Source organism: Methylobacterium sp. WCS2018Hpa-22 (genome assembly GCF_031843785.1).
In the GTDB taxonomy this organism is placed as follows: Bacteria; Pseudomonadota; Alphaproteobacteria; order Rhizobiales; family Beijerinckiaceae; genus Methylobacterium.
In genome coordinates, this window is record NZ_JAVTJA010000011.1 from 57,644 (window position 1) to 80,308 (window position 22,665).

22 protein-coding genes are annotated in these 22,665 nt (G+C 65.1%); 14 read left to right on the forward strand and 8 right to left on the reverse strand.

Annotation, left to right across the window (positions count from 1 at the left end; translation table 11 throughout):
- Positions 1 to 177: 177 nt before the first annotated feature.
- The 4 genes from RQI43_RS15745 to RQI43_RS15760 all read right to left on the reverse strand — a co-directional run bounded on the left by RQI43_RS15745 (position 178) and on the right by RQI43_RS15760 (position 6,693).
- Entirely contained in the window at positions 178 to 2,754 is a 2,577-nt protein-coding gene (locus RQI43_RS15745; RefSeq protein ID WP_311275830.1) for a TonB-dependent receptor, read from the reverse strand.
- 119 nt (positions 2,755 to 2,873) lie between these two features.
- Positions 2,874 to 3,818 (reverse strand): FecR domain-containing protein, encoded by a 945-nt coding sequence (locus RQI43_RS15750; RefSeq protein WP_311275749.1) that lies wholly within the window; start codon positions 3,816 to 3,818, stop codon positions 2,874 to 2,876.
- 96 nt (positions 3,819 to 3,914) lie between these two features.
- On the reverse strand, positions 3,915 to 4,424 hold the full coding sequence (locus RQI43_RS15755) for a sigma-70 family RNA polymerase sigma factor (RefSeq protein ID WP_311275750.1): 510 nt from the start codon (positions 4,422 to 4,424) through the stop codon (positions 3,915 to 3,917).
- 328 nt (positions 4,425 to 4,752) lie between these two features.
- Positions 4,753 to 6,693 (reverse strand): PAS domain-containing protein, encoded by a 1,941-nt coding sequence (locus RQI43_RS15760; RefSeq protein ID WP_311275751.1) that lies wholly within the window; start codon positions 6,691 to 6,693, stop codon positions 4,753 to 4,755.
- Positions 6,694 to 7,270: 577 nt separating this feature from the next.
- On the opposite strand from RQI43_RS15760, the gene RQI43_RS15765 reads away from it, so the two are divergent.
- Together RQI43_RS15765 and RQI43_RS15770 are read left to right on the forward strand one after the other, a co-directional pair.
- On the forward strand, positions 7,271 to 7,537 hold the full coding sequence (locus tag RQI43_RS15765; protein ID WP_311275831.1) for a hypothetical protein: 267 nt from the start codon (positions 7,271 to 7,273) through the stop codon (positions 7,535 to 7,537).
- 261 nt (positions 7,538 to 7,798) lie between these two features.
- A complete protein-coding gene (locus RQI43_RS15770; protein ID WP_056422045.1) occupies positions 7,799 to 8,137 on the forward strand; it encodes a hypothetical protein in 339 nt (112 codons plus the stop codon).
- A gap of 134 nt (positions 8,138 to 8,271) precedes the next feature.
- Here RQI43_RS15770 and RQI43_RS15775 read toward each other — a convergent pair whose 3' ends face one another.
- Complete coding sequence (locus tag RQI43_RS15775; protein ID WP_311275752.1) at positions 8,272 to 8,421, reverse strand: hypothetical protein; 150 nt, start codon at positions 8,419 to 8,421, stop codon at positions 8,272 to 8,274.
- 531 nt (positions 8,422 to 8,952) lie between these two features.
- Here RQI43_RS15775 and RQI43_RS15780 point away from each other — a divergent pair.
- The 8 genes from RQI43_RS15780 to RQI43_RS15815 all read left to right on the forward strand — a co-directional run bounded on the left by RQI43_RS15780 (position 8,953) and on the right by RQI43_RS15815 (position 14,044).
- Complete coding sequence (locus RQI43_RS15780; RefSeq protein WP_311275753.1) at positions 8,953 to 9,462, forward strand: ferritin-like domain-containing protein; 510 nt, start codon at positions 8,953 to 8,955, stop codon at positions 9,460 to 9,462.
- A gap of 185 nt (positions 9,463 to 9,647) precedes the next feature.
- Positions 9,648 to 10,793: a zinc-dependent alcohol dehydrogenase gene (locus RQI43_RS15785; protein WP_311275832.1), complete on the forward strand. Its 1,146-nt coding sequence runs from the start codon at positions 9,648 to 9,650 to the stop codon at positions 10,791 to 10,793.
- An 11-nt stretch (positions 10,794 to 10,804) separates the two neighbouring features.
- The gene (locus RQI43_RS15790) at positions 10,805 to 11,326 is read left to right on the forward strand and encodes a hypothetical protein (RefSeq protein WP_056422037.1); all 522 of its coding nucleotides are present in this window, start codon (positions 10,805 to 10,807) and stop codon (positions 11,324 to 11,326) included.
- 268 nt (positions 11,327 to 11,594) lie between these two features.
- Positions 11,595 to 12,455 carry an SDR family oxidoreductase gene (locus RQI43_RS15795; RefSeq protein ID WP_311275754.1) on the forward strand — a complete coding sequence of 287 codons (861 nt, stop codon included), beginning with the start codon at positions 11,595 to 11,597 and terminating at the stop codon, positions 12,453 to 12,455.
- A gap of 311 nt (positions 12,456 to 12,766) precedes the next feature.
- On the forward strand, positions 12,767 to 12,952 hold the full coding sequence (locus RQI43_RS15800; RefSeq protein ID WP_246748098.1) for a hypothetical protein: 186 nt from the start codon (positions 12,767 to 12,769) through the stop codon (positions 12,950 to 12,952).
- The gene (locus tag RQI43_RS15805; RefSeq protein ID WP_056422031.1) at positions 12,952 to 13,170 is read left to right on the forward strand and encodes a hypothetical protein; all 219 of its coding nucleotides are present in this window, start codon (positions 12,952 to 12,954) and stop codon (positions 13,168 to 13,170) included. Before RQI43_RS15800 ends, RQI43_RS15805 begins: the two co-directional genes overlap by 1 nt.
- A gap of 45 nt (positions 13,171 to 13,215) precedes the next feature.
- Positions 13,216 to 13,536, forward strand: coding sequence for a hypothetical protein (locus RQI43_RS15810; protein ID WP_056422029.1), 321 nt, complete (start codon positions 13,216 to 13,218; stop codon positions 13,534 to 13,536).
- A gap of 148 nt (positions 13,537 to 13,684) precedes the next feature.
- The gene (locus tag RQI43_RS15815) at positions 13,685 to 14,044 is read left to right on the forward strand and encodes a hypothetical protein (protein ID WP_311275755.1); all 360 of its coding nucleotides are present in this window, start codon (positions 13,685 to 13,687) and stop codon (positions 14,042 to 14,044) included.
- Positions 14,045 to 14,124: 80 nt separating this feature from the next.
- Here RQI43_RS15815 and RQI43_RS15820 read toward each other — a convergent pair whose 3' ends face one another.
- Genes RQI43_RS15820 through RQI43_RS15830 form a run of 3 tightly spaced genes read right to left on the reverse strand, consistent with a single transcriptional unit; the run spans position 14,125 to position 16,568 of the window.
- A complete protein-coding gene (locus RQI43_RS15820) occupies positions 14,125 to 14,619 on the reverse strand; it encodes a DUF2243 domain-containing protein (protein ID WP_311275756.1) in 495 nt (164 codons plus the stop codon).
- Positions 14,620 to 14,645: 26 nt separating this feature from the next.
- Positions 14,646 to 15,593, reverse strand: coding sequence for an L-histidine N(alpha)-methyltransferase (gene egtD / locus RQI43_RS15825; protein ID WP_311275757.1), 948 nt, complete (start codon positions 15,591 to 15,593; stop codon positions 14,646 to 14,648).
- 18 nt (positions 15,594 to 15,611) lie between these two features.
- Positions 15,612 to 16,568, reverse strand: coding sequence for a methyltransferase (locus RQI43_RS15830; protein ID WP_405030636.1), 957 nt, complete (start codon positions 16,566 to 16,568; stop codon positions 15,612 to 15,614).
- A 470-nt stretch (positions 16,569 to 17,038) separates the two neighbouring features.
- Between RQI43_RS15830 and RQI43_RS15835 the strand changes: the two genes are divergently transcribed.
- The 4 genes from RQI43_RS15835 to RQI43_RS15850 all read left to right on the forward strand — a co-directional run bounded on the left by RQI43_RS15835 (position 17,039) and on the right by RQI43_RS15850 (position 22,643).
- Positions 17,039 to 19,045 carry an OPT family oligopeptide transporter gene (locus RQI43_RS15835; protein ID WP_311275759.1) on the forward strand — a complete coding sequence of 669 codons (2,007 nt, stop codon included), beginning with the start codon at positions 17,039 to 17,041 and terminating at the stop codon, positions 19,043 to 19,045.
- Positions 19,046 to 19,497: 452 nt separating this feature from the next.
- Positions 19,498 to 20,016, forward strand: coding sequence for a MucR family transcriptional regulator (locus RQI43_RS15840; protein WP_056422016.1), 519 nt, complete (start codon positions 19,498 to 19,500; stop codon positions 20,014 to 20,016).
- Between the two features lie 189 nt (positions 20,017 to 20,205).
- Positions 20,206 to 20,892, forward strand: coding sequence for a YoaK family protein (locus tag RQI43_RS15845; protein WP_405030637.1), 687 nt, complete (start codon positions 20,206 to 20,208; stop codon positions 20,890 to 20,892).
- Between the two features lie 494 nt (positions 20,893 to 21,386).
- Positions 21,387 to 22,643, forward strand: coding sequence for a histidine kinase dimerization/phosphoacceptor domain -containing protein (locus RQI43_RS15850; protein WP_311275761.1), 1,257 nt, complete (start codon positions 21,387 to 21,389; stop codon positions 22,641 to 22,643).
- Positions 22,644 to 22,665: the final 22 nt, after the last annotated feature.

Consider the following 22,665-nt stretch of genomic DNA (forward strand, 5'->3'; position numbering starts at 1 on the left):
ATCGACCGCCCGACGGTTTGCAAGCTTCGTACACATTGCCCGACGCGACGGCGCGTCAGGCAAAGGGCATGACCTCTAAAGCTGCGCCCGACCACGTTGGGTCGGGACACATCTCTAAGCCTCTGTTTTGCCGCGCTCTTTCTCGCCGAACCGGTATCCACTTCGGCGGAGAGCGCTCTAGAAATCGACGGAGGCGGAGACGATGACGGTTCGGGGGGCGCCGACGGCGAGGAAGCCGCGCGCGGCGGAGGCCCAGTACGAATCGTCGAATAGGTTCTCGACGGTGGCCCGCAGCACCACGGGTTTGCCCGAGACGCCCTCGAAGGCGTAGCGCAGGCCGGCATCGAAGCGGGTCCAGTCGGGGACCGACTGTGTGTTGGCCTGATTGTAGAACTGGCGGCTGGTATGGATGGCCCGCCCGGTGAGGGTCAGGCCCGGGGCCAGCCACGGCGGCAGGTCGTACTCGCCGTAGAGATTGATCGCCATGTCGGGGACGCCGGGAGCGGCGTTTCCGTCGAACTGCCCTCCGAGCGTCCTCACCAGTTCCGCGTCGATGAAGGCGATGCCGCCGAGCAGGCGGATCCCCGCGACGGGCTCGCCGAACACGGTGAACTCGGCGCCCCGGTTGCGCTGCAGCCCGCTCACGGAGAAGCGCCTCGTGCCGGGATCCGTGAAGGCGCTCGGCTGCTCGATCTCGAACAGAGAGGCGGTGACCGAGACGGTGCCGAAATCGTATTTGGCGCCGACCTCCTTCTGCCGACTCACGGTGGGGGCGAAGATCTCGCTAGCATTGACCGCGGTGACCGGCGCGCTCGGGCCTGCGTCGAGGGACTCGATGTAATTGCCGTAGAACGACAGGTTCTCGAAGGGGCGGATGACCAGGGCGATGGCGGGGCTGAACCGGCCCTGGTCGTAGCTCGATGCCAGCGACCCCTGATTGGCCACCGGGCGGGTGACGTAGCTGTTGACCGCGATGTCCTGGAAGCGCCCGCCGAGCGTCAGCATGAAGCGGTCTTCACCCAGGGAGAGGGTGTCGGCCACGGCCACGCTGCGTGCGCTCAGCTCCGTGAAGAGGGGTTGCCGGCTGGAGCGGGGATAGACCCCCGTGGCGACCGATCCGAACGGCAGGTAGGTCGGAGCGTAGATGTTGGTCTGGAAGCTCGGGAGGCTCGGGGGGAAGTAGCCGCGCGAGAAGTTCTTGTTCACGGCCTCGGTCGCCGAGACCGAGACCTGGTGCCCGATGAAGCCGGTGTGGAAATGCGAGCGCAGCCCGATCTCGCCGGTCAGGCCCTGCAATTCGAGGGGAGCGATGGCGAGCGTGTTGGTGGCCTGCCCCGAGGCTCCGGTGATCAGGTAATAGGAACTCAGCGAATCCTCGCGGTAACGGCTGATGCCGCCCGCGGCGTAGATCGTCGTCTCCGGCAGGATATCGAATTCGACCCGGCCGGCGGCCATGCCGTAGGTGGTGTCGATATATTCGTTCGTGTTCGCCGTGTTGCGCCGGTTGTTCGGGGCGCGGGGCACCGCGATGTTCGGTGCGGCCGCGTTGAACAGCGATGTCGGCGCCGTGATGTTCTGGTTGGAATGGTTGAGGTCGAGCGAGGCGCGGAACCGGTCGCCGCGATAATCGAGCCCGAGGGCCGCGATGCCCACCTCGATGGCGTTCTTGTCGAGGGGCGTGCCCCCGTTGCGGTAGGCGCCGTTGAAGCGGATGCCCCATTCCTTGGCGGTGCCGTAGCGGCGTCCGAAATCCAGATGGGTTCCGACCTGGGAATCGCTGAAATAGCTCGTCGTGATCCGTGTGAGCGGCTCGTCGAAGGCGCGCTTGGGGATGAGGTTGATGGTGCCGCCGACACGGCCGACGCCGCCGTTGAGGAAGGCGGTGGGGCCCTTCAGCACCTCGACGCGCTCGAGGCCTTCGGTGAAGGTTCGGCGCGCATTGGCGATGTAGAACAACCCGTCGAAGGCGGTGTCGAGGTTGGTGACCGAGAAGCCGCGGATGAAGAAGGAATCGCGTTCGCTGTAGGGCGGCGCGTCGTTGCGCACCGAGGGATCGTTCTGCACGACGTCGCCGACCGTGCGCGCCTGCTGGTCCGTGATCAGCTTTTCCGTGTAGCTCGTCACGTTGAAGGGCGTGTTCAGCACGGAGCGGTTGCCGAGGAGGCCGAGCCGGCTTCCCGTCGCCACCTGGCCGCCGGCATAGGGAACCGGCGGCTGGCCCACCGTTCCGCTCGACGGGGGCAGCCCCGCGAGCGACGCGCGGTTCAGGCGCTGGGCCTCGACGCTCAGCTCGGCGAGGGTCACCGCCCCGGCCGGCTCCGGGCCGAGCTGGACGTAGCTCGGATTGACGAGGGTGATGGTGTAAGGACCCACCGCCCGGTGGGTCAGGCCGGTGCCTTCGAGGATCCTGGCCAGGCCGTCGAGGGGCAGGAACGCGCCGTCGACGCCGTTGGTGCTCAGTCTCGCCGTGAGCTCGGTGGCATAGACCAGCTTGACCTTCGCCTGTTCGGTGAAGGTGACTAGGGCCGTTTCCAGAGGCCCTTTCGGAATCGACAGGGACACGCTGTCCCCCTGTCGCGGGGCCGAGGCTTCGGGAGCGAGGGCGATGATGCTCGCCTTCCGGTCCTTGGCCGATGGCGGGCGCTTCGCCTCCTGGCTCTGCGCGGCGGCGGGGACCATCACCAGCATCGACACGCCGGCGAGGAACACCCTCGCGCGCCGCTCCCCTGCAAACCCAAGCTCTCGCGCCGCCATTGCACGCCCCATCCGTCGGTTGAACAGGACGGTGCGCTTCGCGCTCTCTCGTCCCTTACCGATTGAGATCAACGGGCCCGCAATCTCCTGACGTCCGAGAACGGAATTATTTCGGCCTCCTATAGCGGCGACCCGACCAGGACGAGGAGGGGCGTGAGCCGGGTGACGCGCACGTTCATCGTCGCCGCGATCACGTCCAGCGCCTCGTCCGTATTGTGGGGGTCGAAGGCCCCCGTGACCCGCCGCTCGCCGGCCTTGGCGTCGATGAGGACGACGCGGCCGTGGCGGTAGCGGTCGAGTTCCCCCAGGACGGCGGAGAGCCGTTCGCCCGAGAAGACGAGGCGACCCTCCCGCCAGGCCACGCTCCGGCTCGGATCCGCCGTGACGACGCCGAAGGGCGCCCCGTCCTCGCGGCGAACCGCCTCGCCCGCCGATACCAGCATGTGCCGGTGCTCGGCCGCCACATCGACGCGTCCCTCGGTGACCCCGACGGGGCTGTCCGCACCGTCCGCCCGGACGAAGAAGCGCGTGCCGATCGCCCGCACGCTCAAGCCATTGCCGCGCACCACGAAGGGGCGCCGGGAATCCGGGACGACGTCGAAGAACGCCTCGCCGCGCAGGAGCTCGATTCCGCGTTCGGTGTCCGTGAACCGCAGCGCCACCGCCGTATCGGTGTTGAGGTCGATGCGGCTCCCATCGGCCAGGACGGAATGGCCGATCTCGCCGACGCCGCTCCAGAGGTCGGAGCGGAACCGGTCGATCAGGCCGAGTTGATGGATCAATGCCGCGCACAGGATGGCCGCCACGGCGAGGGCGGCGAGTCCTGTCGGCGAGGTGCGGCGTCTGCGTGGGTCGGGCACATGGCCGAGCCTGCGCCAGAGCGCATCCATCTCGGCATGAGCCTCGGCATGGGCGGGATCGGCATCGCGCCATTCCGCGAAGGCCTCGCGGTCCTCGTCCGTCGCATCGGGGGAGGAGAGCCGCGCGACCCAGCCGGCCGCGGCCTCGAAGACGGGATCCTCGTCGTCGCGCGCGTCCGCGTCTGTGGTTTTGTCCTTGGTCACGGTTCTGCTTTCCGGACCCAATCCCGGCTCGGATCGCCGAGCCGTGTGTCCCTACCGTCTCAGATCAACGAGGCGGCCGATCCCTGACGTCGCGTGTCACGAACGTTCGCGGCTCCGGCTGCGGCAATGCAGGAGGGCCTTGATGAGGTGCTTCTCCACCATGTTGCGGCTGATGCCCAGGCGCGTGGCGACCTCGCCGTTGGAATGGCCGTCGATGCGGACGAGGAGGAACACCTCCCGGCACCGGGGCGGCAACGCGTCGATATCGGCGGCGAGCCGCCGGAGCTCCTGGCGCGCCATCACCTGCCGTTCCGGCAGCGCATAGGCATCGACGATGTCCGACATCTCCGCGTCGCTCACGGAATGGAACAGCGTCCCTTCCAGCCGCTGCCGGTTCCGCATCCGCAGGGCGACGTTGTTGGCGACCTGGAACAGGAAGGCGGAGGGGTTCTCGACGCTGGTGCGCGAGAGCGCCGCGAGCATGCGCAGGTAGGTCTCCTGGTGGGCGTCGGCCGCGTCGGCGGAATTGCCGAGCAGGCGCAGGAGGAAACGCTGAAGCTTCGCGCCTTGGCTACGATGCAGCGCATCCATCGATACCGGCTGCATAAAACCAGCTCCCACCACCTTGGGATCACCGCGGGACCGCACGATCTCTTGGCGTTGAAACAAGCGGGTGGATTCAAAATTATGCAAGCACGTCAATAGTTTATATGATTTCTAAAATGTCCTGCCCCCGACGGATCAAGCCCTTGTGTTTCTGTCGGAAACATCTTGCCGGCCGGCCTTACCCGCCGGGACGCCCTGCTTCTCACTGGGCGCGAAAGCCCCCGTCCTGTTGCGCTGCGGACACAGATATCGGCCACCCGCCGCCGGACGGGCCCCCGGAGCGTGTCGGGATGGCCGGCCCGGCGCGGAACGCCCTGAGGCGTCGGCGTCACGCCACGCGGTCGAGGCTCGTCTCCGTGGCGTCGCGGAACTGAACGTTCAAGCCCGTGCCCGAGCGATGCCGGACTTCACAGTCGAACCGGCGTCCGTCCTCGTCGATGGTGACGGCGAACCGGTCGGGAACGTCGGCGCGTCGCGACACATGCAACCGCGCGCCTCCCTCCGACAGGTCGCGGACCGAACATGCGATGCGTTCGCCGCCGGGGAGGTGAATATGGGCCGGCAGCAGGACGCGCCTCCGGCGCTCCGCGCGGCGTTCCTCCATGCCGACGGTCCAATTGTCGAGGCCCGTGCTGATGCTCGACACGCCATCGGCCGCCTGCCGCATGCTGACCAGGATGTCCCCCGTCGTCCGTGCCTGCTCATCCACCGCCTCGGTGACTCCGGCCACATGCGTGCTGATCGTCCCGATCGCCTGCGTGATGGAGGCCAGGGTCGCCGCCACTTCGGTGGAGACCGCCTGCATGCCGGCGATCTCGCTGCTGATCCGGTTCGTGGCGGAGGCCGCCTGACTGGCGAGGCTCTTGACCTCTGTCGCGACCACCGCGAAGCCGCGCCCCGCGCTGCCGGCCCGCGCCGCCTCGATCGTCGCATTGAGTGCCAGCAGATTGATCTGCTGAGCGATGCCGGCGATGACCGAGGCGACGCCGCCCATGGCCTCGGTGGCGGTTCGCAGCCGCTCGGTGGCGGCATCCGCTTCACCGGCACGCCCATGGATGTCGTCCACCACCGTCTTGGACTGGGCCATGCTGCGGGAAATGGCCTCCGCGGACGCGTTCATGGCGTCGGCGGCGTCGGTGACGGACTGGACGTGGTCGAGGGTCCGCTCCGCCGCCTCGACCGCGACGGATCGCGCCTCCATGTTGGCGGTGACGTCCGAGGCGTATTTGACGATCTTGGTCAGCCGGCCGCTGGGATCGAAGATCGGGTTGTAGCTCGCCTGGATCCAGACCGAGCGGCCGCCCTTGCCGAAGCGCTGGAACATGCCGGAGGAAAATTGTCCTGCCCGCAGGCGGTCCCAGAAGGCGGCGTAATCCGGCGTCCGCGCATAGCTGGGCTCGACGAACATGGCATGCGGGCGCCCCCTTATGTCGTCCAACTGGTAACCGACCGCGTTCAGGAAGTTCTCGTTGGCGTCGAGGACCGTGCCGTCCGACGCGAACTCGATCACTGCCTGGGACCGATTGACGGCCTCCAGCTGCCCCATGGCATCGGCGGTCTGCAGCTTCTGCCGGGTGATGTCGCTGGCGAATTTCACCACCTTGATCGGGACCCCGTCCCGGTCGCGGATCGGGTTGTAGGTCGCCTGAATCCATACTTCGCGGTCGCCCTTGGCGATCCGTTTGAACTCGCCGGAACGAAACTCGCCACGGGCGAGCGACGTCCAGAATTCGCGGTAGGCGGCGCCCACCCGCTCCGACGGGTCGACGAAGAGGCTGTGATGCCGCCCGCCGATCTCCTCGAGCGTGTAGCCCATCGCCGACAGGAAGTTCGCGTTGGCGGTCAGGATAGTACCGTCGAGGGCAAACTCGATCACGGCCTGCGAGCGATGGAGGGCGTCGAGTTGCCCGTCATGTTCGATGTTGCGCAACACTTGAGCGGTGACATCGGTCGCAAACTTGACAATTCGGCTGACCTTCCCGGCGCGGTCCAACACGGGATAGTAAGTCGCCTGGATCCATACCTCGCGCTCATGCTTGGCTATGCGCTTGAACTCGCGCGTCTGTGCTTCGCCGCGGCGCAAGGCCTCCCAGAACAACCGGTAATCGTCGCTTTTCTGATCTTCGGAAGAAACCAAGAGTGAATGATGTCGACCTTTTAACTCGGAAAGGGAATATCCCATCGCATCGAGGAAGAGCGGATTGGCATCCAATACTATGCCGTCTGGGTTGAATTCGACCCGAGCGCTGGACTCGTCTATCGCGGTCATGAGCGCGCGGCGGTCTGCATCGAAAAATAACACAGGTCTCATTCCCTGTAGCATCGGTGGCGTTCCGCTACCCTTGGCACGACTTGGTTAAATGAAAACAAGTCATCCCTCAGCTTTCCGGCGCGGCGCTCGCCAAAGATGGACGGGCCGCGTGAGGCATTTCGTACCAGGGAGTCTCCGTTCGACGTTCGATGGAGACGGGACGTGAAAGCTTTTCTCCGCAGCCTCGTGATCGATCCTCGTCGTCGCGACATCCGGCTCCCCTCCGAAACCGTCCGGCTCGCTCCTCCCGGTCCGGTCCGCTGGGGCCACGGTGCCGATGTCGCGCTGCCGGCCGACATCGTCGAGCCTCATCGGCCTCGCGACCCGCTCGTCCTCTTCGATCGCCGGTCGCGCGGCGGCCAAGCAGTTGTTTTGCCTCTGGTATATCACCGACAGAAGAGTAGCCGGGTCTAATCCACGATGCTGAGTGCGGCTCAGCACGTCAGGAATGAGATTGCTGCCCCATATTCAAATCACACAAGACGAACGAGCCGAGTTGTTCGGCATCGACGTCAAGAAGGAGCTTGTAATACAGATGAAGACCCGTATCGCCGCTATCGCCACTGCGTTTGTTCTTGGCGCTGCTTCGATCTCGTCCGCGATTGCTTTCGAGCGCCCGACCCGTTACAGCTCGTTCAATGCCTACGACGTCGAGGCCACGGGGTCTCTCAGTCTCCGCGACGGCAATGCCGGGCGCAACCCGGCCACCTGTCCGATGAGCTCCGCCGCCGAAGGCAATGCGAACCAGCAGAACTTTCCGGTCCAGCAATATGGTCAGACCTCGGGCGGGAATCGCTGCTGAATGAAGATCTTCTCATACGCCATGGCGGCCGCCGCCACCCTCATGCTGGCAGCGACGCTGGTGAGCTCGGCAAGCGTTTTGATGAGCGTCTGAACTCCGGCTCGAACACGGATAGTCGCGCAGAAAGGCCGCCCCTCGGGCGGCTTTTTTTGCTTTCTCGGATGAGAATGTGAACTAAGTGAATGATGGGGACTTAAGCAGTTTCGCGGGCAGATGGACTGCCCGTCAGCGAACCGGCGCCGTAGCCGACAGTTTTACCCCATGAACGACAACCCGCTCAATATCTGGCAGCTTCGCAGCCATGCCAGCGAGGCTATGCCGTTCAGGGACGGCGTCGACCGGGCCATGGCGAAGGCCTTTCCGCCGGTCGAGGGGGAAATCCCCGACCGTATCGCGAAGGCCCTGCAGGCCTTGGAAGCCGCGATGGGCGGGACGCTGGCGAGCCGGCCGTCGTCACGCTGCGGATCGAGCGGCACTCCTCGGGATGCGGCGCATTGGCATCTGATGTCGCCGATGGCGGCGATGACCAGCTCGGCCTTCCTCCCGAACGGCATCCGCCACGGCCTGCGCCATCCCTCCGAGATCGGTATCCGTCCGTAGAACGCGGAGGGCTGTCGGGTGCACGGTTCGACTGTGCGCCTCGGTGACCGCAGGTTTAGCGAATGTGACGAAGCCCCGGCGACCCGAGAGGTCCGGGGCTTCGCGCGTTGAACACACCGATGAAGGATGCGGAGTCAGCTCGGCTGCTCTTCTGTCTTTTCGATCTCCGGATCGTCTTCCTCCGGGATCGAGGGCGGCTGCCGCTCAGGCTTTTCGGGGGCAGCCGGCGGAGTCTCGATGGGCTGCAGATCGGCGCCGGGCTGCGGTGTGTCGGCTGTCTTCACGGATGTGCTCCTTCGTCGTTGCAGGGAGCAAAGCCCCTTGGATCGGAAGCGTTCCAGCGTGCGTCCGGCGCCCTCCCTCGCGCGAACCTCACGGATATCCAAGGCCGCGCTAAGCCGTTGCGCGATCACGGAATGCACGCTGACGTCGCGAGTCCGATCGACACCGCCGGCCTCCCTCTCGCCTGAGCCATTCCGACCTCTTCGCCGATCCGATGCGGGTCAACTGTCCGCCTTTGGCTGTCGGCGCAAGTCGTCGGCGCATGTGCCGCCTGCCGGCTCGCTTTTGGGCCGAGGTGGCGAGACCGGCGATGTCGCGACGACGAGCAACCCCGGTCCGGCCCGGCCAAGCTCGATCCGCTCGAGGGTATCTCAGGAAATGAGATCGCATTCGCTGCGGCTTATGGGCACCGAGCAAGCGTATCCGCATTTTGAGCGAGGCTTTAAGCAACCGGCCGCAGCGTTAACAGTTAGAGAGACAAGGATTTCGTCCAATCGAGACATAACACAGTTTAATATTCGGAGACAGTCTACATGGCACTCGACCCGCGCTCCATCTATGTTACTGCCCTGAAGAACACGCATGCCCTGGAGTTGCAGGCGCTTCAGATTATGGAAAGGCAGGTCGAACGCCTGCAGCGCTATCCTGAAATGGAAGCGGCGTTGCGTCGCCATATCCAAGAGACGCATGGCCAGCGTGACCGGCTCGAAGAGGCGCTGTCATCCCTCGGCGATGGCCCTTCGGCGATCAAGGAAGGGTTCCTCGGTTTCGTCGGCAACATGATGGCGCTGGGGCACGTGCCGGCTCAGGACGAAATCCTGAAGAACACCTTCGCCAATCATGCGTTCGAGAATTTCGAGATCGCGGCCTATACCTCGCTGGTGACCATCGGGGATGCCGCCGGGCAGAGTGCGCACCGCACCGCATTCGAGCAATCCCTGAGGGAGGAGCAGGCCATGGCGAAGACCGTCGCCGAGCTCATCCAGCCGACGACGTTGCGCTATCTGGAACTCAGCGCATCCGACGAAAAAGCCGACCGCTGAATTCCGGGCGCTGAGTATTCGCCGGGCGCCATGGGGTCGACGATCGCCCTGGCGAACGGTGGAAGCTCGGCGCCAATCCGGGTGAGCCGAATACCGTCCGCTTTGGCTGAGAGTCGTCGCCGTGGGGAGCCTCCGCGGACGGCCCAGGGATCAGGATTCAGGGGAGGACCCGAGACGTGTTGGCGATGAATTATCGCGGGCCCTACAGGGTTCGGGTCGACAGGAAGCCGGTTCCGGTCTGCGAACATGTTCAGGATGCCGTCGTGCGGGTGACCCGCACCTGCATCTGCGGCTCGGACCTTCATCTCTACCATGGCCTCGTTCCCGATACCCGGGTGGGCATGACCTTCGGCCATGAATTCATCGGTGTCGTCGAGGAGGTCGGCTCGCAGGTCGGCAACCTCTCGGTCGGCGACCACGTGATCGTCCCGTTCAACATCGCCTGCGGCCAATGTCATTTCTGCCGGCAGGGTCTCTTCGGCAATTGCCATGAAGCCAACCCGCAGGCGAGCGCGCTCGGAGGCATCTATGGCTATTCGCACACGGCCGGCGGCTACGATGGGGGGCAGGCGGAGTATGTCCGTGTCCCCTATGCCGATATTGGCCCCTGCAAGATCCCATCGACGATGGATCTCGACGACGCGGTGCTTCTCACCGATGTCGTGCCGACAGGGTACCAGGCGGCCGAGATGGCCGGCATTCAGCCGGGCGACACGGTGGTGGTTTTCGGTGCCGGTCCCGTCGGGATCATGGCGGCCCGGTGTGCGTGGCTGTTCGGTGCCGGACGTGTGATCGTCATCGACCACATCGACTATCGGCTCGATTTCGCGAGGACTTATTGTCCCGCCGAAGTCTACAACTTCCGCTCGATGGACGATCCCGTCGTCTTCCTGAAGAAGACCACCGATTCCCTCGGTGCTGATGTCTGCATCGATGCCGTCGGCGGCGACGCGGCGGGCAGCGCCCTGCATACCCTCCTCGGTACGAAGTTGAAGCTCGAGGCGGGTGCCGCGACCGCACTCCATTGGGCGATCAATTCGGTGAAGAAGGGCGGCGTCGTGTCGATCGTGGGCGTCTACGGTCCCACGGGCAACCTCATCCCCATCGGCAATGTCGTGAACAAGGGCATTACGATCCGGGCCAACCAGGCCTCGGTGAAGCGCCTCCTGCCGAGATTGATCGAGCATATCGAGGCCGGACGCCTGAACCCGAAAGCATTGATCACGCACAAGGTGCCTCTGGAGGAGATCGCAGACGCGTATCACATCTTCTCGGCCAAGCTCGACGGATGCATCAAGCCCGTACTCGTCCCCCCTTCGGCGCGCGGGTGAGGAAGACCGACATGCGAAACCTTCCGATCGACCCATCCAAGATCCCCGGCTGGGGTGCCGATGCCAATCCGGAGAACGACCCGACCTACCCGATGCGCGACCGATCGCGCGACGACAAGGGCGGGATGAACTGGCCGCGGCCGCCGCAACAGCGACAGACGGTCGAGATCCTGCAATCCATCGAGCGGAACAACCTCACGGCGGTGTTCGGCACCTCGACACCGCCGAGCGGCGTCAGTGGTGCCATGCGGCGTCAGGCCTTCAAATACAGTGAGTCCGAATGGGCTCATTGGTTGATGTTGATGGCGGCCGACCGGGTGAATGTCGTCGAAGGCCTGGTGCAGGATTTCGGTCGCGGCACGGTTCCGAACATCCCCGCCGAGATGGGTTTCCGTTCGGAACTCCAGCACAACCGTGCCGGGCTGGTCAGAAAAGCCGCGGTTTCAGGGGCCGTTCTGGCCCTCGGTGTCCTGGCCTTCCGCCTGCTGTCGTCAAAGGACGGCAGCCGCCATACGCGGCGGCGTGGTGGTTGAGCATCGCTAGAACGGCCTGACTTTTAAAACCGTCTTCGCTGTCGAAACAATAGCCTCCGCCATGAATTGTCCCATCGAGTGAGGTGATCGACAGCAAGGTCCAGGGCAACATAGCTATTGTTTTTGTTAATGCTGTGTGTTCTCGCCATCATTTCTGAATAAGAATGGATAATGGCTTTTCATGGCTTGCCGTGCTGACGGGTAAAGCTTGCGGTCACCTCATGCGCCGCCAACGCAGATATGATAGTTCTTGCAAGGATCGCTCGAGATGACCGATTTCCCGAAGCCACCATTCGAGAATCAGCGGCCCCTGACGCCACCGGGCCGCGATGCCGATATGGACCCGCGCCCGGATTACGGCGAGGCGCATTACAAAGGGTCGGGGCGCCTTTCCGGTCGCAAGGCGATCATCACCGGCGCCGATAGCGGCATCGGACGGGCCGTGGCCCTGGCCTATGCCCGCGAAGGGGCGGATGTCCTGGTGAGCTATTATGACGAGCATGAGGATGCCGACGAGACCTGCCGGCTGATCGAGTCCGCCGGCCGCAAGGCGGTGCGGATGGCGGGCGATGTGAAGGATCCCCGGCATTGCCGTGCCATCGTCGAGACAGCCGTCTCCGAGTTCGGCCAGGTCGATATCCTGGTCAACAACGCGGCCCACCAGAAGACATTCGCCAGCCCCGAGGAGATCTCCGACGAAGAATGGGAGATCACCTTCGCGACCAATATCCACGCGATGTTCTACCTGGTGAAAGCCGCGCTCCCGCATATGAAGCCCGGGAGTTCCATCATCAACACGACCTCGGTCAATGCCGATACGCCGAGCCCGCAGCTCCTGGCCTATGCGACCACCAAAGGGGCGATCCAGAACTTCACTGGCGGTCTGGCCCAGATGCTGGCCGAACGGGACATCCGGGTGAATTGCGTGGCTCCGGGTCCGATCTGGACGCCGCTCATCCCCGCCACCATGCCGTTGGAGAAGGTGAAGAGCTTCGGATCGCAGGTGCCGATGAAGCGTCCGGGGCAGCCCTGCGAACTCGCCCCCGTCTATGTGATGCTGGCAGGCTCGGAAGCGAGCTACGTCTCCGGCGCCACCGTCGCGGTGACCGGAGGCAAGCCGATCATCTGAGACGCACCCGGTCTCGGATGGACCGGACTTCGGAGGCGGCCCCAAACGCTGCCCCGAGGGCTTTACCGTCCGCGAGACCCACGAAAGATCCCTGCCGCCTTCGCGGCAGCAGCAGGCGGCTTCGTCGTGCCGCCTGCATTCCTGCGTCAGTCGATGAACCCACGGCTGGATCTTGTTGCCTGCCGCTGACAGTAAACATGCAGACAAATACGGTTCAGGCTTCGCGATGATTTGCCGAGGATAAATATCGGAACTGACATTGCGGTGAATCGTTCTCTCTGCAAGGCAACGCTATTCGATAGGTGTACCGAATGACTGCTAAGCCGCCACCCGTTCCACCTGCCAACCAATCCGACAAAGGGCCCGGCAGCGCGCCGGAGGCGCCCGTGTCGACGGCACCCAAGGGCTCCGCCCAGACGCAGAATCCCGACAAGATGGGCCAAGCCGGAAATTCCAAGGTCAACACGACGCATCAAGGCTATCAACAGGACCGCTGATGAGCACCTCGAAGAAAACTCCGGCTGCCGATCGTCATCATGGTGGGCCCGGTAGCAGCCACCAGGATGCCACCGAACCTCGGTCCGAACCGGATCGCGGCCCGCGCCCGGGCAGTCCCACCAACGATCCCATCTCGCATGTGTCGGGCGGCGGCGGCGAGCGCGACCGCCACCATGCGCATGACGCGGAAGGGAAGGGCGGTCACCGCTCGCACTGAGCGGCGGCATAGGGCTTCGAACTCGGACACAGGAGGAGATGTTTCATGGCCAAGGCCGATCGCCATTCCATGGGGCCGGGTGCTCAGGGCAAGGGCACCGGAACGGGCGCGATGACGGATCTGCCCGAGGGAATCCTCGAAGAGAACATGGTCTTGAGTAACCGCGACAAATCTCGGCATACCGACCAGCGCGGCTTGGACAGCAAGACGGTCCAGACCGAGCAATACCAGGATCACGCGGCCAACCGCGAAATTCCCCCGGATGCCATCGAATCCGGTGTTTCCGGAAACACGAGCGGCCTGGCCAATCCGAAAACCGATCTTTCGGGCGGGGAAAGCAGCCTGAAAAGCCAGGACCGGGACTAAAACCCGTTTCGATCGTTCACCTAGCCAATGGTGCTCCGGTCTTCACGAGGCAGCGGGGGCGATCCGGCCCCCGCTGCCTCGACGCTGGGACGTCGAGCACGAGGTGGCGTCGCGTGTGCGGGCCATGAACCGCCAGTGGAGTTTTCTCATGGGCCTACGATCCGAGACGCCTCCGCCGCCCGCCGACCTCGCGGTCGAATCGCCTGCGGATTCCGATCGCCCCACCAGCGCGATGCTGAAAGCGGACATCGATTCCGGCAGGACGGGTGACAAGATCCCCCATTACGATGTCGGCCTTTCGCCGCTTGGCACCGATGACGAGGCCGCCGGGAATACGCCCTCGAAGGAACGGATCGCGATGGCGCGGGGCACGGAGGCGGCCTCGCCACGGGTTCAGGCCACCGCCCGAGCGACGGGACGCGATTCCTGGGTCATGCCGCTCTATATCGGCCTCGTGGTGCTTGCGGCCATGGTGATCGGCGGTTCGCTGTATCTGTTTCGGGCTTGACGCGACGACATCGACGGAAGCTGCGGCGCGCTAATCTTACATCGCGGTGCGGGCCTGTTTACATCGCTGCGCGAGCCTGCCTACACCGCTGCGCGAGCCTTGCCGCGTCGGTACAGGACCCAGCCGGCGACGAGCATCGCCGCGCCCCATAGCAGGAAGCCGACGTCCCAATAGACCCACTGCGCCCGTGGCACGGTCTCGTTGACGTGGTGAAGGCCGAGGAGGTGGTGATTGATCGTTCCCTCCACGAGATTGAAAATGCCGAAGCCCATCAGGATGCCGCCCGGAAGCAGCCAGCCCGACCACCGGAGATGGTTCTGCCGCGAGTAACGCCACAGCACGAACAGCCCGGCGAGGGTGAAGAGATAGGTGCAGGCGTGAAACAGACCGTCCCAGAGCGTGTTGATCTGCAGGTTCTCGACGCTGTCCGCGGGATATCCGGCGCTGCTGAGCATGTGATGCCATTGCAGGATCTGATGGAGCACGATTCCATCGAAGAACCCGCCGATACCCAGGCCGAAGAGAATGGCCGCCGAGAGCGGGAAGCCGGTCGGACGCGCATCGTCGCTTGTCATGGGATGTCCGGGTGATCTGGGGGAAATCAGGCGGCGAACAGGTGAAGGCTGAAAAGGCCCGCTTGGTCGAGCCAGACCCGTTCTGGCCGCCACCCGGCGCGCTCGGCAAGTGTCCGGAACGTCTCGGGCGCGTATTTGTGCGAGTTGTCGGTGTGGATGCTCTCGCCCGCCCCGAACCGGATCTCCGTCCCCGCGAGAAGGTAGCGGCCCGGCTCCCGCGCCACCAGATGCGCTTCCACCCGGAAAGGATCGGGCAGGATGCGGGGTTCGTGCCGAAAGTTGTCCAGGTCGAAATCGGCGTCGAACTCCCGGTTCAGCCTCTCGAGGAGGTTGCGGTGCAGGGCCGGCATCAGCCCGTCGGCATCGCCATAGGCGCGGCGCAGGCGGTCCGCGTCCCGGTTGGGGTCGGCCCCGATGAGAAAACGGCTCGGCCCCAGGGTGGCGCGTGCCCGCCCCAGGAACAGTTCGGCCTCGGCGGGCGTGAAATTGCCGATGCTGGTGCCGGGAAAGAACCCGAGCACCGGCCCTCCCGACAGGTCGACCGGTAGCCGGACCGGTTCGGAGTAATCGGCGCAGACCGGGATCATCTCGATCTGCGGATAATCGCGAGCGAGCCGCCGGATCGCGGCGTCGAGATAATCCCCCGAAATGTCGATGGCGATGAAGCGCGCCGGCCGGTCGAGGGCGTCGAGCAGGGTGCGGATCTTGCGGCTCGCTCCGCTGCCGAATTCGACGATGGTGGCGCCGGGTCCGATCAGGGGGGCGATTTCGGCCGATACGGACGGCAACAGCGCCATCTCGGTTCGCGTGGGATAGTAATCGCCGCTGCTGCAGATGCGGTCGAACAGGTCGGAGCCGGTCTCGTCCCACAGGAGCTTGCCGGGAAGACGCTTCTGCGGCTGCGTCAGTCCCGCCAGAACCTCTTGCAGCAGGTCGGCCTGGTTCGGGGACAGGGCGGCGTCACCATCGATCATGGAAGGGCCTTCCTCGGTTCAGGCTGGGCGCGTCGCCGTCAACACCACCAGGGCGATGCGATCGGCCTCGGCATAGGCCGGGTCCTCGAGTTCCTCTCCGTAAGCATCCGGATCGAACTCGCGATACTGCGTGCGCAGCCCGTGTCTTTCACAGGTGGCCAACGCGGCGTCGCGGAAGGGATCGGCGCCATCGACGATGACGGAGCCGGTGAACAGAACGAGGCTGCCCCCCGGTGCCAGACGTTCGGCCGCCGCCTCGACCACGGCCTGTGACAGCCCTTCGCCGAAGGTCCCCCCACCATGGCGATAGGTACGGCCGCTCCGGTCGATCATGAAGGGCGGGTTGGAGACGATGAGGTCGAAATCGCCCTCGACGTCGTCGAGCAGGTTGCTCCGTCTCGGCTCGATGCCGGCGACCCCGGCGGCCCGGGCATTGATCCGGCCGGCCTGCAGAGCGGCCGGATTGATGTCGACGAGGAGTACTTCGGCGCCCGCGGCGCGCTTGGCGATGGCGATCCCGGCCGCTCCCGATCCCGAGCCGATATCGACGGCCCGGTGAACCGGTTTCTCGCGTTGGGCGAGATGAGCGATGACGGCGGAGACGAAGCGCATCGTATCGGGGCCGAAGAAGACCGCGTCCGTCGAATCGGGCGGATAGGCCGAATGCAGGAAGAGTTCGTCGTCGAGGCTCGAGAGGCGGATCGTGGCGCGCCGGAACTCACCCTCGCTGTCGACGACGCCCGCCCGTTGCAGGGCGGCGAGGACGCCCGACGGCACGGCGTCGTCCGAGAACGGGCGGCTCCAGCCGAGGACGTCGCGCAGGTGGCGGGCGCGCGCCGCGTCCGGGCGTGCATTGACACGGGCATGGCTCGCCGGCGTCACGGTCGTGAACCTGTAGCCCGTGTCCCGCACCGTGCGGATGAGATCGACGAGGGCGTCCTCCGTTTCAGGTCCCACACTCTGCACTCCGGTCATCTCCCATGGTCTGTTTGCCGGGTTCGGCCCATCTTTTCGCGTCGGAGCCGGATCGCGCATCCGCCCGTGTCGGGTTCCTCATTCGCTGGCCGTCGGGCTCGTCGCGCGGGTGGACGCGCTGGCCCCCTCTTGGGCGGCGTAGATCTCGGTTCACCGGCGGGCGGCGTCCGAAAGGAAAGGCGATCCGTGTTCGGCCAATGTTGCGTCGCTGGGGCTTGATCCAGGCTGGATATACGCGACCACAACCGGGCTTGACTGTGGTTGTTCCTAGTTATGGCGGCGTTGCATTGGTAACCTCGGTTAAAACTAACTTCGATCAAACATTATGCAGATGTTAATCGAAGCGCCTTGCCTGATACTGGATCGGGTTCTGGCGAGGCCGATGACCCGAAGAGCGCCATCCCGGACGTATCGCGCGCCGCCGCTTCACTCACCGATGACGAGCCCGATGGGCCGATGAGGCATGATCGATGGATGCGCGGACCGGCCGACAGCTTCACGGAGAAGAGCGGCGTTTCCGGGAATTGACCCTGCGAGGCCTGGTGCTCGGAGCGGCCATCACAATCGTGTTCATGGCCGCCAACGTCTATATGGGCCTGAAGACCGGCATGACGTTCTCGTCATCGATTCCCGCCGCGATGCTGTCGATGGGCCTGCTGCGGTTGTTCGGCGAGACCTCGATTCTCGAGAACAACATCGTGCAGACGCAGGCCTCGGCTGCCGGCACGCTCTGCAACGTCATCCTGGTCCTGCCCGGCCTCGTGCTGATCGGCCATTGGCAGGGATTTCCGTTCTGGCAGACCGGAGGGGTCTGCCTCGTTGGCGGCTTGCTCGGCGTCGCCTTCTCGATCCCGCTGCGGCGGGCGCTCGTGGCCGAGGCCGGGCTGCCGTTTCCCGAAGGCGTGGCCGCCGCCGAGGTGCTGAAGGCCGGTGCCGGAACCGAGGACGGAGACGGCAGCCGGCACGGTCTGCGCGATCTGCTCCGCGCCGGAGGGGCGGCGGCCCTGATCGCAGTCGCGACGAGCGGCTTGCGCGTTCTCGGCGAGGGCCTCCACACCACCCTGCAGGCCGGTGGGGCCGTGTTCCGGCTCGGGACCGGCTTTTCCCTTGCCCTCGTCGGCGTCGGCTACCTCGTCGGCATCGGTGCCTGCCTCGCGTTGCTGACCGGCGTGATCATCGCCTGGGGTGTGGCGGTCCCGGTCCTGACGGCCCTCGGGCAGGGGGAGGGGATGGACCCGGGCGCGGCCGCCGAGGCGGTGTGGTCGGACCGTGTTCGTCTGATCGGAGCCGGCATCATTGCGGTCGGTGGCGCCTGGACCGTGGCGACGCTGGCGCGGCCGATCCTGGCGAGCATCCGCGCCGCCCTGACATCGGCTCGCGGCAGCCATGGGGGCCTGCGCGACCTGCCGCGCCAGGAGCGGGACATTCCGATCACCTGGGTCGGCGGAGCGGCCGTGATCCTCATGCTGCCGATGGCGCTCCTGCTCGGCCAGTTTTCGGCCGGGGCCGAACTCGGCGCGCTCTATCCCGTGCTGATCGTGGTGGCGACACTGTTCGCCGCGGGGTTCGGCTTCCTGATGGCGGCGGCGTGCGGCTATCTCGCGGGCCTCCTCGGCTCGTCGTCGAGCCCGATCTCGGGGATCGGCATTCTCACCACCATGCTGGTGGCTCTCCTGCTGCCGCTCCTCATCGGACGGAGCGCGGGGCCCGAAGGCGACCGTTTCGTCATCGGCCTGGCACTTCTGGTCGCCTCGGTCATCGTCACCATGGCGTCGATCGCCAACGACAACCTGCAGGATCTGAAGACCGGCCAACTCGTGGACGCCACGCCCTGGCGGCAGGAGGCGGTGCTGGTTGCGGGCGTCGGCGTCGGCTCGCTCGTGATCGGTCCCTTGCTGGCGCTCCTCTACAACGCTTACGGGTTCGTCGGCGCCCTGCCGCGAGACGGCATGGATGCCAGCATGGCCCTGCCGGCGCCTCAGGCGGCGCTGATGACGCAGATCGCCAGCGGCATCGTTCACGGCGAGCTGCCCTGGAACATGGTGCTGACGGGTATGGGGCTTGGCGCCGCCCTCGTCGCCGTGGAGGCGCGGCTGCGCCGAAGCGGGCGCGTGTTCCCGGCCCTCACGGTGGGAATCGGCATCTATCTTCCGCTGAACGTGGTGGTGACGATTGCGATCGGAGGCGTGATCGCGTGGCTGAGCGAGCGGTCGTTCCGGAAGCGCTTCGAGGGGGAGGGGGCCGAGCCCGCCTATGAGGCCGTGCGTCGCCGTGGAATCCTGCTCGCATCGGGCTTTCTCGTGGGCGAGAGTTTCGTCGGCGTCCTGCTCGCCGCCGCCGATACCGTCACCGGACGCAGCGCCTCCCTGACGATCGCCGGTCCCGAGTTGTCCACCGTCACCGAAACGGCGGGCCTCGCCGTGTTTCTGATCGCGATCGGGATCTTCTACCGGGTCGTATCCCGCTCTCCGCGCTGACCGGCGCGCTCTCGTCATCGGGCTCCCGTGCCGCACCGGGCCCCTTTTCGAAACCTCGCCGCCGGACTTGCGGATCGACCATTATCCAGGGCGGTCCGACGCAGTTTTACTTGAGTGACATGTTTTCCACTTCACCGTGCGATCAAGGCTATCATTTCAATCGCATTGTAATTCAATATGCATTCTGGCGATTTGCTTTTGTGTCGTGAGAGAATTGAAAAATATGGAAAAGTCTTTTCCGGAAAAAATCAGTATTATGAGATGGGCACTGATTATATGAGGCGAAAATAAGACGCTCGTTAATAAATGTTTGTGTGCGATGACTGAAAAACAGCGCTCTGTCCGGTTTTATACCAACGGTTCCTGCCCAAGGAATTATAGCTCTTGAAAGATTGTCATTCTCGCCGAAGTCAATCTATAGCCGTTGATGGATTGGCAGGAGTACCTACCACATGAGCGATGATGCCCAAGAATTTCAGGCCGATTATATCGAACTCACGGCCGACCTCGTATCCGCCTACGTCTCCAACAACTCGATACCTGCAAGCGCGCTGCCTGATCTGCTAAACAACGTTCACGCCGCGATCAGTGGTCTGGCTTCCAGAGGATCGGAGGCAACCGAGACCGACAAGATCGAGAAGGCGACACCGGCGCAGATCAAGAAATCGATTTCCCCGGACGCTCTGATCAGCTTCGAAGACGGCAAGCCCTACAAGACGCTGCGCCGCCATCTGACCCTCCGTGGTCTCAGCCCCGAAGCCTACCGGGCGAAATACGGCCTGCCGCCGGATTACCCGATGACCTCCGCGAGCTACTCGGCGCAACGCTCGGAACTCGCCCGGTCGCTCGGCCTCGGGCAGCCGCGCCGGGCCCCTGCGCCCGAACCCGAGGAGACGGTCGTCCAGGACGACGCTCCGGTATCCGAGAAGCCGAAGCGGGCGGGCCGTCCGCGCAAGGCCGCCACCGCCTGAGGGACACGTTCGGCCTGAGCCGAGGCCCGGTCGAAGCCGATCCGCACGCGACAGGCCCGAGCCGGTTGCGCGATCGGCTTCGAGTGACGCCGATCCGGAGGTGAGTGCGCTCACCTTCGGCAGGCCTTGCGCACGGGGAAGATCAAAGGCCCAGGAAGATCAAAGGCCCGGGAAGATCAGAGGCGCGGAATGCCTGTTCGGGATCATGGAGACACCTTGATCGGTGCCGGCCTGGCCTTCACCGCGGGGTTCGTGGACGCCGCCGCCTTCATCGCCCTCACCGGCCTCTTCACGGCGCATGTGACCGGCAATTTCGTGCTCATCGGTGCGGAGCTTGTTTCCACATCGAGCGGCGTCATCGCCAAGCTGCTGGCGTTGCCGGTCTTCATCCTGGCCGTCGCCCTGACGCGACTGGTCACCCTGGTCCTGGAACGGAGAGGGGTGGCGCCGCTTCGGCCTTTGCTGGCCCTCGAGGCTGCCGTTCTCATCGCCTTCGCGGTTGCGGGCATCGCGCTGTCGCCCCTCGGATCGCCGGACGGCATCGCGGCGATCACCGTGGGCATGCTGGGCGTCGCCGCCATGGGCATTCAGAACGGGATCGGCCGTCTCGTCATCGGTCATCTGGCGGCGACGACCGTGATGACCGTGAATGTCACGCAGGCCGTGATCGACCTGACCGATCGCTTTTGCGGCGCGCGCGCCACGGCTCAGACCAATACCCGCCTGAAGCGGACGCTCTCGGCCGTGCTGGCTTTCGCCGTTGGGGCGTTGGCCGGGGCTTTCGGCGTGGCGGCCCTGTCCTTCTGGTCGATCTTCGTGCCGGCCCTCATCCTGACCGGGTTGATGATGATCCCCGCGCTAGGCCCGAACGCGTGAAAAGGCGCGGCGGCTGTATGGTCAGGGGCGAGGTCGACGGTCGTCTTATCCTGAAGCAGCCCCGCCGCCCCGATCTGCTCACGGGGTCGGCGGGGTGCATCGTGTCGTGTCCACACGACGGGAGCCGATACGCAACTTGGCTCGACATCAGGATGCACCGCTTCGGTTAGCAGAAGGCAAACTCCCCGTCGGGCGACTGGCCCGGATCGGGAATGCGGGGTCGTCCCGTCTCGAACCCCCTAGGGTCCGGCCTTCGCGACTTTTCGCAATCCCGAATCCTCGCGGAGACAATCCAGGCGACGGCGCAAGCATGCCTGCCCGTGGAAACCGTCTGTCCGCCACCATGCATCCCCGCGGCGTCTGAAGAGTTTGATGGAGGCACGACCGCGTGAATCGAGGGCGCTCGACGAGTCACATCTCGTGAGATCACACTGGGATCGCAGGGAAAGCCTTGGCTGTTTGAGGCCGCGGCCCCGCTGGGAAGAAAGCCGGACATGACGGCAGATCGATCGATGCCTCCGGGGGTGCCCATGGAGCAGGGAGGCGGAGCCGCGGAGCAGCTGGCCTACCGGCTTCGCCAGCAGGAACTTACCGCCGAGTTCGGGTTGTTCGCGCTCAGGACGCGATTCATCGACACGCTCCTGCAGGAGGCGACGCGTGTCTGCGCGCAGGGGCTCCAGAGCCGGTATTGCAAGATCATGGAATACTTGCCCGCCGAGCATCAGTTCGTGGTGCAGGCGGGGATCGGCTGGAAACCCGGAATCGTCGGTATCGCAAGGACGGGGGCCGATGCGGCGAGCCCATCCGGTTACGCCTTTCAGACCGGGCAACCGGTCATCTCGAACCATCTCGGGGGCGAAAGCCGCTTCCGCACGCCCAAAGTGCTCGAAGACCATGGGATCCAGCGGGCGATCAACGTCATCATCCGTGGCGAGGGCGAGCCGTTCGGTGTCCTCGAAGTCGACAGTCCGACGGAGGGGCGCTTCACCGAGGCCGATATCGCGTTCCTCCAGGGGTTCGCCAACCTGCTGGGCGGCGCGATCGACCGGCACCGCAAGGAAGAGGAGCTGCAACAGACGGAAGCCCGTCTACGGCAGGCCTTGGCACATCAGGAGGTTCTCACACGGGAAATCAGCCACCGGGTGAAGAACAGCCTTTCGATCGTGGCGAGCCTGCTGAACATGCAGGGCGACATGGCGACCGATCCCGTCTTGCGCGCCGCTCTGGGCGACGCGCGGAGACGGGTCCTGACCATCGCGACGGTGCACGACCGGCTATGGCGCACGGACGAGGTCCAGGTCCTAGATCTGGCCGAGTTCCTGGCGGAGCTCTGCGAACATCTGGGCGCATCGGTGGGGCCGAACCACAGACTGACCTGCGAGGTCGCACCGGTCCTGGTGGCGACGAACCATGCCGTGCCGTTGGGGCTCATCGTCAACGAGCTCGTCACGAACGCCTTCAAATATGCCTATCCCGACGGGGCCGGCGAAGTGCGGGTCTCGGTGACGCGGGAGGAGCCGGGACGGCTCCGGCTCGAAGTCTGCGACAGCGGCATCGGCCTGCCAACGGGCTTCGACCCGTCGCGGTCGAAGAGCCTCGGCATGACGGTGATCACCGGGCTCGGTCGCCAACTCGGCGGTCAACCGGAATGGCAGGATCTGCAGCCCGGCACACGGGTCGTGCTCGCATTTCCGTACCGGGAGGCCAGTGTACGAGTGGGGGCCGAGGACCTGGACACCCTCTCGTCCTGAAGCCTCACAGTTCTCATAGTTC

What these genes read in the sequence shown, in the direction of transcription:
- RQI43_RS15845 (WP_405030637.1), top strand. Translation starts at nt 20,206, where the DNA reads ATGCCTGTTCGGGATCATGGAGACACCTTGATCGGTGCCGGCCTGGCC.
- RQI43_RS15840 (WP_056422016.1), top strand. Translation starts at nt 19,498, where the DNA reads ATGAGCGATGATGCCCAAGAATTTCAGGCCGATTATATCGAACTCACG.
- egtD (WP_311275757.1), bottom strand. Translation starts at nt 15,593, where the DNA reads ATGATCGATGGTGACGCCGCCCTGTCCCCGAACCAGGCCGACCTGCTG.
- RQI43_RS15835 (WP_311275759.1), top strand. Translation starts at nt 17,039, where the DNA reads ATGGATGCGCGGACCGGCCGACAGCTTCACGGAGAAGAGCGGCGTTTC.
- RQI43_RS15755 (WP_311275750.1), bottom strand. Translation starts at nt 4,424, where the DNA reads ATGCAGCCGGTATCGATGGATGCGCTGCATCGTAGCCAAGGCGCGAAG.
- RQI43_RS15850 (WP_311275761.1), top strand. Translation starts at nt 21,387, where the DNA reads ATGACGGCAGATCGATCGATGCCTCCGGGGGTGCCCATGGAGCAGGGA.
- RQI43_RS15830 (WP_405030636.1), bottom strand. Translation starts at nt 16,568, where the DNA reads ATGACCGGAGTGCAGAGTGTGGGACCTGAAACGGAGGACGCCCTCGTC.
- RQI43_RS15765 (WP_311275831.1), top strand. Translation starts at nt 7,271, where the DNA reads ATGAAGACCCGTATCGCCGCTATCGCCACTGCGTTTGTTCTTGGCGCT.
- RQI43_RS15810 (WP_056422029.1), top strand. Translation starts at nt 13,216, where the DNA reads ATGGCCAAGGCCGATCGCCATTCCATGGGGCCGGGTGCTCAGGGCAAG.
- RQI43_RS15805 (WP_056422031.1), top strand. Translation starts at nt 12,952, where the DNA reads ATGAGCACCTCGAAGAAAACTCCGGCTGCCGATCGTCATCATGGTGGG.
- RQI43_RS15800 (WP_246748098.1), top strand. Translation starts at nt 12,767, where the DNA reads ATGACTGCTAAGCCGCCACCCGTTCCACCTGCCAACCAATCCGACAAA.
- RQI43_RS15795 (WP_311275754.1), top strand. Translation starts at nt 11,595, where the DNA reads ATGACCGATTTCCCGAAGCCACCATTCGAGAATCAGCGGCCCCTGACG.
- RQI43_RS15820 (WP_311275756.1), bottom strand. Translation starts at nt 14,619, where the DNA reads ATGACAAGCGACGATGCGCGTCCGACCGGCTTCCCGCTCTCGGCGGCC.
- RQI43_RS15745 (WP_311275830.1), bottom strand. Translation starts at nt 2,754, where the DNA reads ATGGCGGCGCGAGAGCTTGGGTTTGCAGGGGAGCGGCGCGCGAGGGTG.
- RQI43_RS15815 (WP_311275755.1), top strand. Translation starts at nt 13,685, where the DNA reads ATGGGCCTACGATCCGAGACGCCTCCGCCGCCCGCCGACCTCGCGGTC.
- RQI43_RS15780 (WP_311275753.1), top strand. Translation starts at nt 8,953, where the DNA reads ATGGCACTCGACCCGCGCTCCATCTATGTTACTGCCCTGAAGAACACG.
- RQI43_RS15760 (WP_311275751.1), bottom strand. Translation starts at nt 6,693, where the DNA reads ATGACCGCGATAGACGAGTCCAGCGCTCGGGTCGAATTCAACCCAGAC.
- RQI43_RS15770 (WP_056422045.1), top strand. Translation starts at nt 7,799, where the DNA reads ATGAACGACAACCCGCTCAATATCTGGCAGCTTCGCAGCCATGCCAGC.
- RQI43_RS15785 (WP_311275832.1), top strand. Translation starts at nt 9,648, where the DNA reads ATGAATTATCGCGGGCCCTACAGGGTTCGGGTCGACAGGAAGCCGGTT.
- RQI43_RS15790 (WP_056422037.1), top strand. Translation starts at nt 10,805, where the DNA reads ATGCGAAACCTTCCGATCGACCCATCCAAGATCCCCGGCTGGGGTGCC.